The organism is Nonomuraea sp. KM90 (genome assembly GCF_052246675.1).
Taxonomy (GTDB): domain Bacteria; phylum Actinomycetota; class Actinomycetes; order Streptosporangiales; family Streptosporangiaceae; genus Nonomuraea.
On the sequence record NZ_JBQQCB010000015.1, the window covers coordinates 67,835 to 82,490 of the forward strand.

The window sequence follows — 14,656 nt, forward strand, 5'->3', positions numbered from 1 at the left end:
GAGCCGTCAGGGTGAACTTCACTCATGTGGCCGCCTGGTGCGGGGTGGTCTACGTCGCGTTCGTCGCGGACATCTACTCCCGGGCGATCGTCGGCTGGGCCGCCTCGCCGGCCAAGCACACCACCCTCGTGCTGGACGCCCTGGACATGGCCCTGTGGCGGCGCGAGCGCACCGGACACCCGGTCGGGCCGGGACTGATTCATCACTCGGACGCTGGCAGTCAATCCGTCATGCATCGTCGATACTGCGCGGAAGGTCTCGCTTGCCTCGTTTCATGCAGTGGGCGACACTGCAGCGTGCACTCCGAAGAGCAAGCCAGGCAAGTGGTCGACGCGTTGAGTGGCCGCATCTACACGGCGTTGCGCGACGGTGGCCTCGACGCCGAACCCGTCCTCGAACTCGCCTCCTCATTGGAGGAATGGGGTATGAGCACGCCGGCAACGCAAGAGCTCCTCGAACGCCCCGCCACCCGTCTGACCACAGCCGACCTGACCCGCCTGGGTGAGAGCCTTCTCCGAGACACCAATTTCGAGCCGACCTTCGCCCTCGAACCTCGTCTGTGGGCGACGCTGGAGCACGCGCTAAAGGTCGTGGAGCGCGACGTTCGCGCCCGAGGCATCACCGGTAAGCTCCGCCTGGTCACCCACGACTGGGACAACGGCGGTCATGCTTGGGTGGAGTTCCAGGGTGACCACCACGGCAACGGCATCTCACCCATCACGGGACGCGACCCTCAAACAGCGCTCGCCGCGGTCGCCGATGCGGTCCAAGAAACGATCATGGAGCTGATCTGGAGAGTCTGGCCCGTATGCGCTACGCACGATCTTGGCCTGCACGCCGGGTGGGAACATGGGATCGCCATTTGGTGGTGTACCGGCAATGGAACGCATACCGTCGCGCCGGTCGGTGAACTGCCCTGACCACGTCGGCGGACGCATGGGGATGCGCGCAGGAGTACGGACAGACGACCGCTATCCGGTGAGCCGGTGCTGGGGAACGAAGCATCGGATCGTCGATCGCCCCGGCCATCTACGGATGGCGAGCCCATACGGGGCGATCGTAGGGCTGTACTCGCACGGCGGCGGGGCGCTGGGGTCGGCGCGTTCGCTCGCATCGGCGGAATCGGCGGTCGGCGTGGCAGCCCGTGCTGCTGCCGCCCGGGACCGACCCCCAGGCCGCATGCCCGGGCGGCGGGCAAGCGGCGGGCCGCTTGATACCTACAAGCGGCACGACGACCGAATTGAAGGATGGCTCGGTGACGATCGGTCCGCCCAAGTCAGCTGCCGGCATGCGCCTCGTCAGCATCCCAGCGACCCGGGTAACGCTTTGGCTGGCAGGGCGCCCAGGCTCGAACCTGGAGCCTACGGATCAAAAGATCCAGTTCGGGCCGTTCCAGATCGTTCAATGCAGGTCAGAAGGTGTTCGCGGTCCATCCTGAACGCCCTCGGACAGCTCTGTACTGCAACCCGAACTGCAACCCTCAGAAAGGTCATCGGCGGCATCCGTGGAGCCCACAACGAACGCAACGACCAGCCGTATCCCTGTGATAAACACCGCCGGTAGAACGAAGAAGAGCCCGAACCCCCAAGCCTCCCGTCCCGCTGTCCAGGCAATCAGGAGCACCGCGATCAGGGCGGCGAGAGTGGTGAACAAGTAGAAGGTCTTGCGTCGCGAACTACGGGACGTCACAAAGAGAGATGCCACGGCAACAACGACAGGTACCGCGTACACAAGGATCATGGCAGCGACTATCACGCTGGACTCCTCAGCTTCCACGAGCGTTGGCAGTGCGTTGCCCTCTTGGATGCTCTCACAGAGCTTCAGGCCGGGAGCGCTTGGGCACCTAATTAGGGATCGAATGCGAAACCTGCGGATCAAAGGAAGACGATTCGATTAAGCTCCAAGCCTCTGGCCTCGGCGTCCGGTGTCCGTGGACGTTCACTGAGCTCCGTTGATGTTCCCCTCGTGGCTGTACAACCAAGCGCTATTGGCTTGGGGCATTTCCAAGCCTGTCAGGGGTTCAGGAGGGACCATGGCGGGCTGGACCCAGCAGTTCTTCCTCCCATTCCGGCACCTTGTTCAGGTCATACCGCTGGTCGGCCCTGCCGATATTTGTTGAAGACGACGTCGTATCATCTGACTTCGTACCCTGAGCTGAAGAATAGGCCTCCGCTGCGACGGTGACTACCGTGGAAATGACGAGGGAAATGCGGTTTGGGCGCTTGTCACCGGGAAAGCGGTGGCCCCATGAAGTGGCCGAACTCGGCATCACTCATGACCGAGAGCGGCCTGGCGATGGTGAAGCCGACATGGGGCCCGGCTGGCCGTTGGTGATCGGCCGGAAAGGTAGCGCCGGCGATGCGTTCCAGCATGGTGATGCAGGCGTCCTCGTGCCGGGAAATGGCGCCCTGACTCTGTCCCGAACCTCTCTCGGACGGCTGCTGTGTCTCGACCATGAGCGGGCTGAAGTCCAGGTCATGTAGGTAGGCGTCGACCGCCCCGGTATTCCAGCCGCATCGGGCGGCCGGGTCGGACTTGTCGAAGTCGTCAGGGTCGAACCCGACCTCCAGTCTCCCGTTGGCGGCGTAGGCGAAGTACGCGAATAAAGCCCCCGCCGAGCGCCACGGATCCATCGTGGAGCGGGTTTTCGACCACGGGGCGATCGAGATTCCCCAAGTCACGCAGACGGCCAGGTGGCCATCGCGGGACAGGGCCCTCATGACCTCTTGGCAGGCACATAGGTCGCTGTAGTAGGGATGTGTGACCAGGATCCCATCACCCCAGCGCATGATGGTGACGGTGCTCTCGTTGTAAGCCTCCGGCATCCGGTAGTCCACCGTCAGAGGCACTGCGCCGATCAGCGACGTGACAGTCCCGATGTCGTCGTGGGTGGTGAACACGGTGCAGAAATCCGAAACTGTGGAATAGAGCATTGTCACGCGTTCCACCGCCCAGGACGTCCAGTTACGACGCAATGCAACTGGCCTCCCCGCCTGACAAGGACAGCACCGAGCACGATCAGCCGGCCCACGCCGAGCAGCAGCCACCCGACACCGACGAGCATGAGCCACCCGAAATGCCACCCGGGAACACTCGTCGCATAAATCGTCCCGCGTCCCAGCAGTACGGCGACCGTCCCCAGACCCTGCCACTGAGGTTCATGGGAGCTGGCTGGCGAGACCGATTAGGCAGATCGCTCGTTATGTGCACCGCGTGATCCTGACTTTCGCTGGTGGCGATTCCGCCGCGCCGGTGTGTACGTATTGTGCATGAATCCACGACCGATGTCGGGAGCTCCGTTCATGGCACTCATGCGCGCTCCATCGCCGAACGGCAGCGACGGCGGGGTCACCTGAGACGGCTCGAAAACTTCGGCAACTCCGCAGGCAGCCTCAGAGGAGGAGATCTTGGACCAACTGTTCACCGTCAGCTTGGGAACCGGCTGCTGATCTTTCCGGTTGACCTGGGAAAACGGGGGTGCAGGTCAGCACGGGTCGCTTGCCCGTGAGTGACCGTGAGAGACCGCGACTGTCCGACTGTTCTGGCACGGATCTGGCACGCGATCGAGGACTTCCGCGTCGCGGCATTGTCAGTCGAGCCTGGCACCATGCAGCGTCATGAACGTTGACGAGTTCTGGCTCTTCATTCGGCGGTCCCAGGAAGTGACCAGCGATCCTGATGAACGCCTGCAGTGGCTCGCCTTCCACCTCGCGCGGAGCCCGCTGGCCCGGATCGTCGACTTCCAAGTCCTTCTCAACCAGATACGACGACGATCCGACACGTACGGCATGTGGGAAGCCGCCGACCTGATCCTCGATGGCTACTGTTCCACCGACAGCTTCTGGTACTTCCAGGCTTGGCTGATCGGGCTTGGCCGTGACACATTCGACCTCGTAGTAGCCGACCCCGATAACCTGGCCGACGTGCCCGAGGTGCGACGGCTGGCAGACCGTCCAATGCAGGAGTGGGCCGATGATGAGTGGCCAGAGTGGGAGGCGTTGTCCTACGTGGCCGCCGAAGCCTACGAAGAGGCCACCGGTGAAGAAGAGGGCGTCTACGACACGATGGCGGAGCGCGGGTACGCCAACCAGAGCGATCCCAACCCAACAGGACTTCCACGGGATTCCCGGAATCCGGCAGAGGTGGCACGGAGATTGCCCCGGCTAAGCCGCATGTTCCACTAAATAGGTCAGAGCCTTGATCCCATCTTTGGGAGCGTCAAGACTGTAGGCCCATGGCACTCGCCTGGCATCCCCTGACGCCAGATCTCATCGGTACGATTACGGCCCTCGCCCGTGCACCATGGAACGAGGGAGGGTTCGACCGAGCATGGTCACAAGCTGGATGGCCTATCCCTCCCGGCGGTTCCGGGGTCGACTTCGGCAAAGCATCACCAACTGGCCTGTCTTCACTGTTGGCGACTGGGAGATCACGCTTCCCTGGGGAGCCTGGGCAGACGACGCACGAGCGAAAATGCTCGATTTGACGTTCGCCCTGTACTACGAACCCGACGACGATGAGGACCCGGACTTGGCGCAGTTTCCTCAGACGTTGCCCTCCGCGCGGTGGCGGGTTGATCGGTCAGGAAGCCGCGAGAAGTTCAACACCGTCTGGCACTCGGCGCTCTTGTCCATCTCTCAGGCCCACGGACACCCCGACGTTGTGGGCGTGTACGAGGATAAGGACGAATGGAGCTACGCCGTTTGGCGCGTAGAAGGCCGACTTCTGGCCCTGAGCCAAGCCGAGGACTTCCAAAGCCACAGCCTGTATGACAGAGCCACCCTCCACCTCGCGGACCACCCAGCGGAATCCCCAATCCCGCAAGGGTGGGATCTCTACGGATTCCTCATGGGCGGAGAAGAAGACTGACACGCGCACCTAATGGCTCCCATTGATCGCAAAGGCCCAGGACTTGCCTTGGCTCGGCAGCAAACCGCAACCACGTTGCCCGGTGGGCCAGGGGCTGAGGAACGAAGCCCTGGACCTTCGATCGCCCCCGACCACGTGCGATGGCCAGCCATGCCGTGGCGATCGTAAGAGCTGCATCTGTGCGGCGGCGTGGCAACCCCGGTCGAAGCGTTCAGTCCGTACGGCGGGGCCGGCGTGCGGTGCCCTGCCCAGGGTCCCGCCGCCGTCCGGGACCGGCCCCCAGGCCGCACGCCCGGACTGCGGACGGACGGAGGGCGGGGATACGGCGGCGCGCCGCGCCGCCGCTTGATGTGTTCGTTGGCGGCCCACCTTGTCAAGATCATTTGATCTGGCACGAATCTGGCACGCGGGCGAGAGCAAGCCCCTACAACATCAAAGCCCAGGCACCGAATCCATCGGTCTACCTGGGCTTTCAGTCTGAGAGCGGGTGACGGGAATCGAACCCGCGCTGTGAGCTTGGGAACTCGTTCAAGATCACGCTACCTGCGCTGACGAATCGCTGACCTGGGCGTATATCGGTCCAGTAGCCGTGAGTCCCCGTGAGTCTCCGCTGATCGCTCTACGAACGGGCACGCAACGGGCACGCGGCTTGTGGCGCTGGTCTCGTTCCGGCGCGAGATCATGATCGGGTATTCGGAGCGCCTGCTGCGCCGCTTGATCTAACATCGTCGCCGTGGTGTCGTGGGCCGGAAGGTATCGGTCAGGCGACTACGTCGCCGTGTGGAATGAGATGCGTGCCTTCGGGTCGGCTGGAATGCCGGCGAGCCTGCGCGAGGATGCCGAGGACGTTGCCCGAGAAACTATGCGGCGTGTGGCTGTCAATGCTGATGCGTTGGTGGACCGGCTTTCGTCTGCGGGGTACAGGTTCGCCTGCGCTGATGCGGTCCGGCAGCCGCCGACGACGGATGATTTCGATGCCATCGCCAAGGCCGAGACCGTCCTTGGCCCCCTCCCGCTGGCGCTGCGCGCCTGCCTAGAGATGGTGGGTGTGGTTGATCTGTGCGGAGATGGAGGCTCACTGCTGCCCCACGTCCGTTACCACGAGCCGCCAGGGAAGTCTTGGGACTGCGGGCCGGATCCCCTGGTTCTTCACTCGGGCATGATGCTGCTGGACATGTTGGAATCCGCTGTGGGAGACCTCAGCCTGGGCTGCGCATGTACCGATTCGGAAGAAGACGAACAGTGCGGGTTCCACGAAGACGGCTTCTTCTTCGACATCGCACCCGATGCGGCGGCCAAGGCGAACTACAGCGGAGGCGGTCACGGTATCCATCTCCCGAACGCTAACCCCGACCCATTGGTCGAGGGCACGACGGCGGGGGAACCGATTTCGCTCATCGAATACCTACGCTGCTCGCTCTCCTGGGGAGGATTCCCCGGCTACCGCGATCGGCCTGCACACGTTCCGGTGCCCGAGTTCGTCGAGCGGCTTCGCAGCCGACTACTGGAGTTCTGAGCGCGGAACAGAGATCACGCTCATGCACCTGCGCTCTTTGCTGTGAGAGCGGGTGACGGGAATCGAACCCGCGCTGTCAGCTTGGGATCTTTTTCGACTTGCCTCTGTGCCTGCGCTGGCATTCTGTCGTGCATGTCACATGACGATCTGATCCAGCGCATCCGTAGACGGGCCTGGGATCCCGCACGCCGCCATGACCGGGTCTACGTCCCGCTGGACTGGCTCAAACGTGAGTACGGCGAGAACATCTGGAGCCGTATCCACCACACGCGGCAACCGCTCCGTGAAGGCGGCAGCATGACCCAACTCAGCTTCGACGACCCCACACTTGATCATCTCATCATGGCGGCCTTGGAAGCAGGTGCCCCCGAAGCCGTCAAGTACTTCAGCGATGTCCCGCATGAACCCCCGTACCCGCCGATCTCTGAGGCGGACTTCCGAGCCTGCGAGCAACGCATCGGTCACGAGTTACCCGAGCTCCTGCGGAGGGTGTACACGGAGGTGAGCAACGGCGGCTTCGGCCCCTCCTACGATCTCCTGGGTCTCCCACCTGGAGGACACGGGAAGTACGAGGGCGGCCCGGGCGTGCTCGAAGAATACGAGAAGTACCCGGAGGTGAGCAGCGTGCTCGGGCTCCCTCTCGTGTACGCCGGATGCTCCATGTACTGGTACATGTCGCTGACTCAGCCCGGTAACCCCGCCTATCTGTGGGATGGCGACGCATGGGACTTTCCCGACAAGCAGTCGCCCGAGGTCGGGATCGTGGCCATCTGCTCATCCCTAGCAGAGTGGTTCGACCGCTGGGTCGACGGACGCAGCCTGGAAACTTCATATCCTGAACGCCAAGATCAGCAGCAGCAAGACGGCATCGTAAGCGGACGCAACCCGGAAACCTCGCATCCGGACGATGACCCCTGGGCTATCCCCGAAAATGACCCATGGCTAGCGGCCACGGAATGGGAATACGGGGTGGAACGCGATCTGACAGATGGCGGGGATCGCCCTCCCCATTGAATCAGGCGCACTGAACCGGCTCGATAGCCCGCACTGATGCGGTGATCAGCCGCGTTGCTCGTTGAGCCAGGGTGAGGAACGAACCCTGGATCGTCGATCGCCCCCAAGCACGTACGGCGTCCAGCCATGCAGTGGCGATCGTAGGGCTGTGTCTGTGCGGCGGTGTGGCAACCCCGGTTGGGGCGTTCGGTTCGTACGGCGGGGGCGGCGTGCGGTGCCCGGCCCGGCGTGGACCGTACCGCGCCGAACACCTTCGCCACCAAGAAGGAAGCCGAGATCTGGCTGACCAAGAAGGAGGCCGAACTGCTGGCCGGCGACTGGCTGAACCCCGATCTGGGAAAGGTCGCCTTCAAGGAGTATGGTTCGACGTGGATCGACGAGCGTCCGGGACTGCGGCCGAAGACGGTCCAGCTCTACGAGGGCCTTCTCCGCATTCACCTCCTCCCGTCTTTCGGCAACTGCGCGATGAGCGAGGTCAAGGTCGCTCATATTCGCAAATGGCGCAAGCAGCTCCTCGACAAGGGGTAGGACCGGTCACCGTGGCCAAGGCGTACCGGCTGCTGAAGGCTATCTTCAACACGGCGGTGGAGGACGGGCTGATCAAGGCCAACCCCTGCACCATCAAGAAGGCGGGCAAGGAGGACTCACCCGAACGCCCCGTCCTGACCATGAAGCAGGTCTTCGTCCTGGCCGACGCCATCGAGCCGCGGTTCCGCATGCTGATCCTGCTCGCCACCTTCGCCGGCCTGCGTTGGGGCGAACTGGCCGCACTCCAGCGCAAGAACCTGGACCTGGACGCGAGCACGATCCGCGTCGTCAGCACCACGACCGAACTCAAGGACGGCTCGGTGACGATCGGGCCGCCCAAGTCCGAAGCGGGCAAGCGCCTCGTCAGCATCCCCGCGACCCTGCTCCCGGACCTCCGGAAGCACAAGGAGACGTACGCCGAGAATGGCGAGCACGGGCACGTCTTCGTCGGCCCCAAGGGTGCCAAGCTCCGCCGCGCGAACTTCACCCGCGTCTGGGCGGCAGCGCTCAAGAAGGCCGAACTCAGCGGCTTCCACTTCCATGACCTTCGCCACACCGGAAACACCCTCGCCGCCCAGTCCGGCGCGACTCTGCGGGACCTGATGACCCGCATGGGCCACTCGTCCACCCGAGCCGCGCTGATCTACCAGCACACCGCGATGGAGCGCGACAGAGCCATCGCAGACGCTCTCGGCAAGCTCGCCGAGGAAGCCCTGAAGCCCGAAGAACCCGAGCCGGACGAGCAAGATCCAGACGGATCAGGCACGTAACGGGCACGGAAGATCGAAAAGAGCCTTAGAAACGATCAAAGCCAGGTCGGAAATCCATCCCTGACCTGGCTTTTCATACTGAGAGCGGGTGACGGGAATCGAACCCGCGCTGTCAGCTTGGGAAGCTGATGTTCTACCATTGAACTACACCCGCGTACGACCCGAAGTCGCGTCCCCCACTGTAGCGGAAACTTGGCGCACAACAGCAATCCCAGCCCCACACACTTTCGGCGCGACCGGTAAGTTGCTCACCGTGTTGCTATCTGACCGTGACATCCTCGCTGCGATCGACGCCGGACGGCTCTCCCTGGAGCCGTTCGATCCGGGCATGATCCAGCCCTCCAGCATCGACGTTCGGCTCGACCGCTTCTTCCGGGTGTTCGAGAACCACCGGTACCCGCACATCGACCCGTCCGTCGAGCAGCCGGATCTCACGCGGATGGTGGAGCCCGACGGGGACGAGCCGTTCATCCTGCATCCGGGTGAGTTCGTGCTGGCCTCCACGTACGAGGTCGTCAGCCTGCCCGACGATCTGGCCTCGCGGCTGGAGGGGAAGAGTTCGCTGGGCCGGCTGGGGTTGCTGACGCATTCGACGGCCGGGTTCATCGATCCGGGGTTCAGCGGGCATGTGACGCTGGAGTTGTCCAACGTGGCGACGTTGCCGATCAAGCTGTGGCCGGGGATGAAGATCGGGCAGCTGTGCCTGTTCAAGCTCAGCTCCCCGGCCGAGCACCCGTACGGGTCCAGCAAGTACGGCTCCCGCTACCAGGGCCAGCGCGGCCCCACCCCGTCGAGGTCGTTCCGGAACTTCCACCGCACCAAGATGTGACTCAGATGAACAACAGGTGAACATCGGGGGAACAAGTAGGTGAGCGCAGCCGGTTGACCCGCCTCGCGCGCGTGGCTTTGCGATGCCCCCAAGCCACCGCAACCTGCCAAAAAGGCCCAAAACTACGCGGAACAGCGGTGTCGCACAACCAACGCCGGGTAGCCAGTAGGCGAAGGGGACATGAAGTTCGCATTTCGCCTGGTAAGCCATACCCTCTTCCACGGACCATCCCCGCACATCTGGAGAACGACGTGCGCCTGCGTCTCACGCCACGTGAGGACAGCTACTACGACCTGTTCGCCGACTCGGCGAACAACCTGGTCACGGCATCCCGTCTACTGGTCGAGATCATCAGTGACGGCTCGGACAGGGAAGCCCTGGCCGAGAAGATGCGCGCTTGCGAGCACGCCGGTGACGAACGCACCCATGCGATCATGAACCGGCTCAATGAGAGCTTCATCACTCCGTTCGACCGCGAGGACATCTACCGGCTGGCCTCGAACCTCGACGACGTGATGGACGCCATGGAGGCGGCCTCCGACCTCATCGTCCTGTACCAGATCGACCATCTCCCCAAGGACGTCGTACGACAGGTGGAGGTGCTGGAGCGGGCGGCGGAGCTGACCGCCGAGGCCATGCCGCGCCTGCGCTCGATGAAGAACCTCAACGAGTACTGGATCGAGGTCAACCGCCTCGAGAACCAGGGCGACCAGGTCTACAGGAGGCTGCTGGCCAAGCTGTTCAGCGGTGAGTACGACGCCCTCACCGTCATGAAGATGAAGGAGGTCGTCGACGCCCTCGAGGAGGCGGCCGACGCCTTCGAGCACGTGGCCAACACCGTCGAGTCGATCGCGGTCAAGGAAAGCTAGGCCCAGCTGTGGACCTCACGCTCGCCCTCGTCATCGGCGTGGTCGTCATCGCCCTTGTCTTCGACTACACCAACGGTTTCCATGACGCGGCGAACGCCATCGCGACCTCCGTCTCGACCCGGGCCCTGACCCCCAGGGCCGCGTTGTTCATGGCCGCGGCCATGAACTTCATCGGCGCCCATCTGGGCACCCAGGTCGCACAGACGGTCGGCAAGGGCATCATCGACGCACCGAACGGCTCCCACGGCCTGGTGATCGTGGCCGCGGGACTGATCGGCGCGATCACCTGGAACCTGATCACCTGGTATTTCGGCCTGCCCTCCTCCTCCAGCCACGCGCTCATCGGTGGCCTGGTGGGCGCCGCGATGGCCTCGGCCAGCGTGGTGCACTGGGACGGCGTCCTCGAGAAGGTCGTGATCCCGATGATCCTGTCGCCGCTGGTCGGGTTCTCCCTGGCCGCGGCGATCATGATCGCAATATATTGGATCTTCCGCAACAGCCAGCCGGGCAAGACCAACCGCGGCTTCCGCTACGCGCAGACCGTCTCGGCCGCCGCCATGGCGCTCGGGCACGGGCTGCAGGACGCGCAGAAGACGATGGGTGTGATCTTCCTGTCCCTCACCGTCGGCGGCTTCGCCGAGCCGACGGATCCCATCCCGCAGTGGGTCATCCTCGCCGCCGCGGGAGCGATCTCGCTGGGGACGTACGCGGGTGGCTGGCGCATCATGCGTACGCTGGGCCGGCGCATCATCGCGCTGGACCCGCCACAGGGGTTCGCCGCGGAGTCGGCGGCGGCGACCGTGCTGTACGGGGCCGCCATCGGGTTCGGGGCGCCCATCTCCACCACGCACACGATCACCTCGGCGATCATGGGTGTGGGGGCCACCAAGCGGCTCAGCGCCGTGCGGTGGGGGGTCGCGGGGAACATCGTGACCGCCTGGATCCTCACCATCCCGGCGGCCGCCCTGGTGGCCGCGCTCTCCTACTTCGTGCTCCACGCGATCGTGGAGTGAGCCGGGTCTCCGCGACCACCCCGAACCGAAGGGGCGGTCGCGGCCGGTACGTCACCCGCCCCCGTACATCACGTCCACGTCCCAGCGGGCGAAGCCCAGGGACTCGTACAGACCGATCGCCGCCGTGTTGGCCTCGTCCACGTACAGCATCGCCTGGGCGAGGCCGCGCGAGCGCAGATGGTGCAGGCCGGCCAGGGTGAGCGCCTTGCCCAGGCCGGTGCCCTGCTGCGAGGGGTCGACGCCGACGACGTAGACCTCGCCGAGCGGTTCGTGCCCGTGGTCGGAGGAGCCGTGGATCTTCGTCCAGTGGAAGCCGACGAGCCGGTCGTCGCGGAAGGCCAGGAAGAAGCCCTCGGGGTCGAACCAGGGCTCCTGCTCGCGCCGGAGCAGGTCGTCCACCGTCCAGGCGCCCTGCTCGGGGTGGTGGGCGAAGGCGGCGGCGTTGACCTTGAGCCAGCCCTCCTCGTCCCGCCCGGGCACGAACGTACGCAGGCTCACGCCCTCCGGCAACGTGTAGGGCGCCAGGGGCGCGAACAGGGAGCGGCGCATCTGCCAGAGGGAGCGCACCCGCTCGAAGCCGAAGGACGCGGCCAGGGCCCCGGCGCCCGCGTGGTCGCCGTGCGCCCACAGCCGTACGCTGCCCCCGGTCAGGTCCAGGACCGCCCGCAACAGCCGCGCGCCGTGGCCCCGGCGCCGATGGGACGGGTGGATGACGAGCTCGACGCTCGGGCCCTCGACCTCGTCGGTGGGGTCCACGTGCGCGTAGCCGACGAGCGTGCCGTCGTCCGACCGCAGCAGCAGCGATCGGGCGCGCGGATCGCCGCCGTAGCGGAGATGGAGCATCACATGTTCGTTGAGCGGGCGGACACCGTCCGCATCCGTGGCCGCCTGGACGACGTCCAGCACGCCGGCGATCTCGGGGTCGTCGAGCCGTTCACTGATCTTCACGTGCGCACTCACAGACGAACTCTAGGCGTATCACTGGCGAACAATGCCATAGGGCGGCCCCGTCAATCGTTACCTTTGCGACATTCGTTGCATAGACAGAAGCCGTAACGTCCCCTTCATGACCTCACGCACCCTCCTCCGGCTGCTCACGGCCGGAGCCGCGGCCGCGGCCGGGATCGCCTTGGCAGTGGCGCCCGCAGTCGCCGTGACGGGCGGAACCCCGAGCCACGGCAAGCAGACCGTCCCGGTCCGCCTGCTCAGCATCAACGACCTGCACGGCAACCTGGAGCCTCCCTCGGGCTCCTCCAGCCGCATCCTGGACCCCGACGGGCCCCTCGTCGACACCGACGGCTCCCTGACCGGCATCCCCGGCGGCAAATACTCGATCGCCGGCGGGGTGTCGTACCTGGCGACCTACGTCAAGCAGGCGCGCAACGAGAACACGTTGCTCGTGGCGGCGGGCGACCTGATCGGCGCGTCCCCGCTGATCTCGGCCGCCTACCACGACGAGCCCACGCTGGAGGTGCTCGGCTCGCTCGGGCTCGATACGACCTCGGCGGGCAACCACGAGTTCGACGAGGGCTACACCGAGTTGCAGCGCCTCATGAAGGGCGGCTGCCACCCCGTGGACGGCTGCTCGCCCGCCGGCGAGTGGAAGGGCACGGAGTTCGACTTCCTCGCCGCCAACGTGCTGAAGGAGAACACCGACCAGTACGCCCTGCCGCCCTACTACGTCAAGAAGATCAACGGCGTGAAGGTGGGCTTCATCGGCCTGGTGACGGCGACCACGCCGACCATCGTCACCGCCGAGGGCATCAAGGGCCTGCAGTTCACCGAGGAGGTCGCCGCGGCGAACAGGGCGTCGGCCTACCTGGCGCGCAAGGGCGTCAAGGCGCAGGTCGTCCTCGTGCACGAGGGTGACTCGATCACGCCGAACCAGAGCCCGGACGCCTGCTCGGTGAACACCGCGAACGCCGGCTCCCGCATCGCCAGGGAGCTGAACCCGCAGATCGACCTGGTCATCAGCGGCCACTCGCACCAGGCGTACATCTGCAAGACCAAGGACCCGGCGGGCCAGGACCGCTACTACACGCAGGGCTCGTCGTTCGGCCGGGTGCTCACCCAGATCGACATGAAGATCGACAAGCGCACCCGCGACGTGATCCGGTCCTCCGTCATCGCGGACAACAAGGTCGTCACGCGTACCGTGACGCCCGATCGCCAGGTCGAGGCGCAGGTCCAGACGTGGAAGGCGCGCAGCGCCGAGGTCGCCGACCGCAAGCTCGGCACGATCACGGCCGACATCAGCAGCGTCGTCAACAACACCTCGGCCGCCACGACGAAGCCGGAGACGCCGCTCGGCGACCTCATCGCGGACTCGCAGCTCGAGGCCGCCAAGGCGGGCGGCGCGGAGATCGCGCTCATGAACCCCGGCGGCATCCGCACGTCGCTGACCTACGCGCAGAAGGGCTCCGAGGGCGACGGCGTCGTCACCTACGGGGAGGCGTTCGAGGTCCAGCCGTTCAGCAACATCGTGCAGGTGCGGACGTACACGGGGGCGCAGCTCAAGGCGCTCCTGGAGCAGCAGGTCTGGACGCCCAACGCGGCCACGGGCGCGATCACGCACCGGCTGCTGCAGGTGTCGTCCTCGCTCACCTACACGTTCGACACCACCAAGCCGGTGGGCTCGCGCGTGTCCGGCATGAAGCTCAACGGCACGCCGATCACGGACACGCAGTCGATCAAGATCGCCGCCAACAACTTCCTGATGGGCGGCGGCGACGGCTTCTCGGTGTTCACGCAGAGCACCGACACGTGGAGCGGCCCGATCGACCTGGACGCGTTCACGGCCTACCTGTCCGCTCACTCCCCCATCAGCCCGTCCCCGGCGGACCGCATCACCTTCGTGAAGTGATCTGAACCCGTCCGAGAGCCGGAGGCCCGCCCAGGCGGGATCTCCGGCTCACGGGACGCCGGCGGCCGGCATCAGGAAGCTCGGTGCGCCAGCCATTTCCGCTCGACCTCCGCCTCCAGGTCCACCCCGTGATGGCGGGCCATGAGCAGCACGTGGCACACGACGTCGGCCAGCTCCGCGCGGAACTCGTCGCCGAGCTCCTCCTCCGTGCGCCCCTTCCGCCTGGCCCGGCCGGTGAGCATGAGGAAGGCCTGGGTCAGCTCACCGACCTCCTCCTGCAGTTTCAGCAGGAACCAGGTGTCGTCGCGCTCGATGCCGATCCTGTCCGCGTAGCGCTTGGAGATGGACTCGATCTCGTCGGAGAGCTCGCGCAGATCCATGCCGC

The 14,656-nt window shown here is 65.3% G+C and carries 15 protein-coding genes and 1 tRNA gene; 11 read left to right on the forward strand and 5 right to left on the reverse strand.

The genetic code is table 11. The features are described from left to right. Positions 1–11: 11 nt before the first annotated feature. Positions 12–920, forward strand: coding sequence for a DDE-type integrase/transposase/recombinase (locus ACTWPW_RS18630; protein WP_443169406.1), 909 nt, complete (start codon positions 12–14; stop codon positions 918–920). A gap of 481 nt (positions 921–1,401) precedes the next feature. On the opposite strand, the gene ACTWPW_RS18635 is transcribed toward ACTWPW_RS18630, so the two are convergent. Further along, positions 1,402–1,740 (reverse strand): hypothetical protein, encoded by a 339-nt coding sequence (locus ACTWPW_RS18635; RefSeq protein ID WP_443169407.1) that lies wholly within the window; start codon positions 1,738–1,740, stop codon positions 1,402–1,404. Between the two features lie 485 nt (positions 1,741–2,225). Beyond that, positions 2,226–2,939, reverse strand: a complete 714-nt coding sequence (locus ACTWPW_RS18640; protein WP_443169408.1) for a hypothetical protein — start codon at positions 2,937–2,939, stop codon at positions 2,226–2,228. Positions 2,940–3,617: 678 nt separating this feature from the next. On the opposite strand from ACTWPW_RS18640, the gene ACTWPW_RS18645 reads away from it, so the two are divergent. From ACTWPW_RS18645 to ACTWPW_RS18670, 6 genes are all read left to right on the forward strand, one after another. Continuing rightward, the gene (locus ACTWPW_RS18645) at positions 3,618–4,184 is read left to right on the forward strand and encodes a DUF4240 domain-containing protein (RefSeq protein ID WP_375114861.1); all 567 of its coding nucleotides are present in this window, start codon (positions 3,618–3,620) and stop codon (positions 4,182–4,184) included. Positions 4,185–4,329: 145 nt separating this feature from the next. Next, positions 4,330–4,869 carry a hypothetical protein gene (locus ACTWPW_RS18650; RefSeq protein ID WP_443169409.1) on the forward strand — a complete coding sequence of 180 codons (540 nt, stop codon included), beginning with the start codon at positions 4,330–4,332 and terminating at the stop codon, positions 4,867–4,869. 733 nt (positions 4,870–5,602) lie between these two features. Next, complete coding sequence (locus ACTWPW_RS18655; RefSeq protein WP_443169410.1) at positions 5,603–6,385, forward strand: hypothetical protein; 783 nt, start codon at positions 5,603–5,605, stop codon at positions 6,383–6,385. A gap of 132 nt (positions 6,386–6,517) precedes the next feature. Beyond that, positions 6,518–7,399, forward strand: coding sequence for an SMI1/KNR4 family protein (locus ACTWPW_RS18660; RefSeq protein ID WP_443169411.1), 882 nt, complete (start codon positions 6,518–6,520; stop codon positions 7,397–7,399). Positions 7,400–7,627: 228 nt separating this feature from the next. Beyond that, positions 7,628–7,927, forward strand: a complete 300-nt coding sequence (locus ACTWPW_RS18665) for an N-terminal phage integrase SAM-like domain-containing protein (RefSeq protein WP_443169412.1) — start codon at positions 7,628–7,630, stop codon at positions 7,925–7,927. Positions 7,928–7,938: 11 nt separating this feature from the next. Next, on the forward strand, positions 7,939–8,697 hold the full coding sequence (locus ACTWPW_RS18670; RefSeq protein WP_443169413.1) for a tyrosine-type recombinase/integrase: 759 nt from the start codon (positions 7,939–7,941) through the stop codon (positions 8,695–8,697). A gap of 83 nt (positions 8,698–8,780) precedes the next feature. Here ACTWPW_RS18670 and ACTWPW_RS18675 read toward each other — a convergent pair. Then, a tRNA-Gly gene (locus ACTWPW_RS18675) sits at positions 8,781–8,851 on the reverse strand. A 99-nt stretch (positions 8,852–8,950) separates the two neighbouring features. Between ACTWPW_RS18675 and dcd the strand changes: the two genes are divergently transcribed. The 3 genes from dcd to ACTWPW_RS18690 all read left to right on the forward strand — a co-directional run bounded on the left by dcd (position 8,951) and on the right by ACTWPW_RS18690 (position 11,408). Further along, on the forward strand, positions 8,951–9,526 hold the full coding sequence (gene dcd / locus ACTWPW_RS18680; RefSeq protein WP_375114855.1) for a dCTP deaminase: 576 nt from the start codon (positions 8,951–8,953) through the stop codon (positions 9,524–9,526). A 251-nt stretch (positions 9,527–9,777) separates the two neighbouring features. After that, positions 9,778–10,395 carry a DUF47 domain-containing protein gene (locus ACTWPW_RS18685; RefSeq protein ID WP_106243913.1) on the forward strand — a complete coding sequence of 206 codons (618 nt, stop codon included), beginning with the start codon at positions 9,778–9,780 and terminating at the stop codon, positions 10,393–10,395. 8 nt (positions 10,396–10,403) lie between these two features. Beyond that, the gene (locus tag ACTWPW_RS18690; protein WP_443169414.1) at positions 10,404–11,408 is read left to right on the forward strand and encodes an inorganic phosphate transporter; all 1,005 of its coding nucleotides are present in this window, start codon (positions 10,404–10,406) and stop codon (positions 11,406–11,408) included. 51 nt (positions 11,409–11,459) lie between these two features. Here ACTWPW_RS18690 and mshD read toward each other — a convergent pair whose 3' ends face one another. After that, positions 11,460–12,368: a mycothiol synthase gene (gene mshD, locus ACTWPW_RS18695; RefSeq protein ID WP_443169415.1), complete on the reverse strand. Its 909-nt coding sequence runs from the start codon at positions 12,366–12,368 to the stop codon at positions 11,460–11,462. A 106-nt stretch (positions 12,369–12,474) separates the two neighbouring features. Here mshD and ACTWPW_RS18700 point away from each other — a divergent pair, with 106 nt between their 5' ends. Continuing rightward, complete coding sequence (locus ACTWPW_RS18700) at positions 12,475–14,271, forward strand: bifunctional metallophosphatase/5'-nucleotidase (RefSeq protein WP_375114852.1); 1,797 nt, start codon at positions 12,475–12,477, stop codon at positions 14,269–14,271. A gap of 71 nt (positions 14,272–14,342) precedes the next feature. Here the strand turns inward: ACTWPW_RS18700 and ACTWPW_RS18705 are convergent, their stop codons facing one another. Beyond that, entirely contained in the window at positions 14,343–14,651 is a 309-nt protein-coding gene (locus ACTWPW_RS18705; RefSeq protein ID WP_375114851.1) for a pyrophosphatase, read from the reverse strand. Positions 14,652–14,656 lie beyond the last annotated feature (5 nt).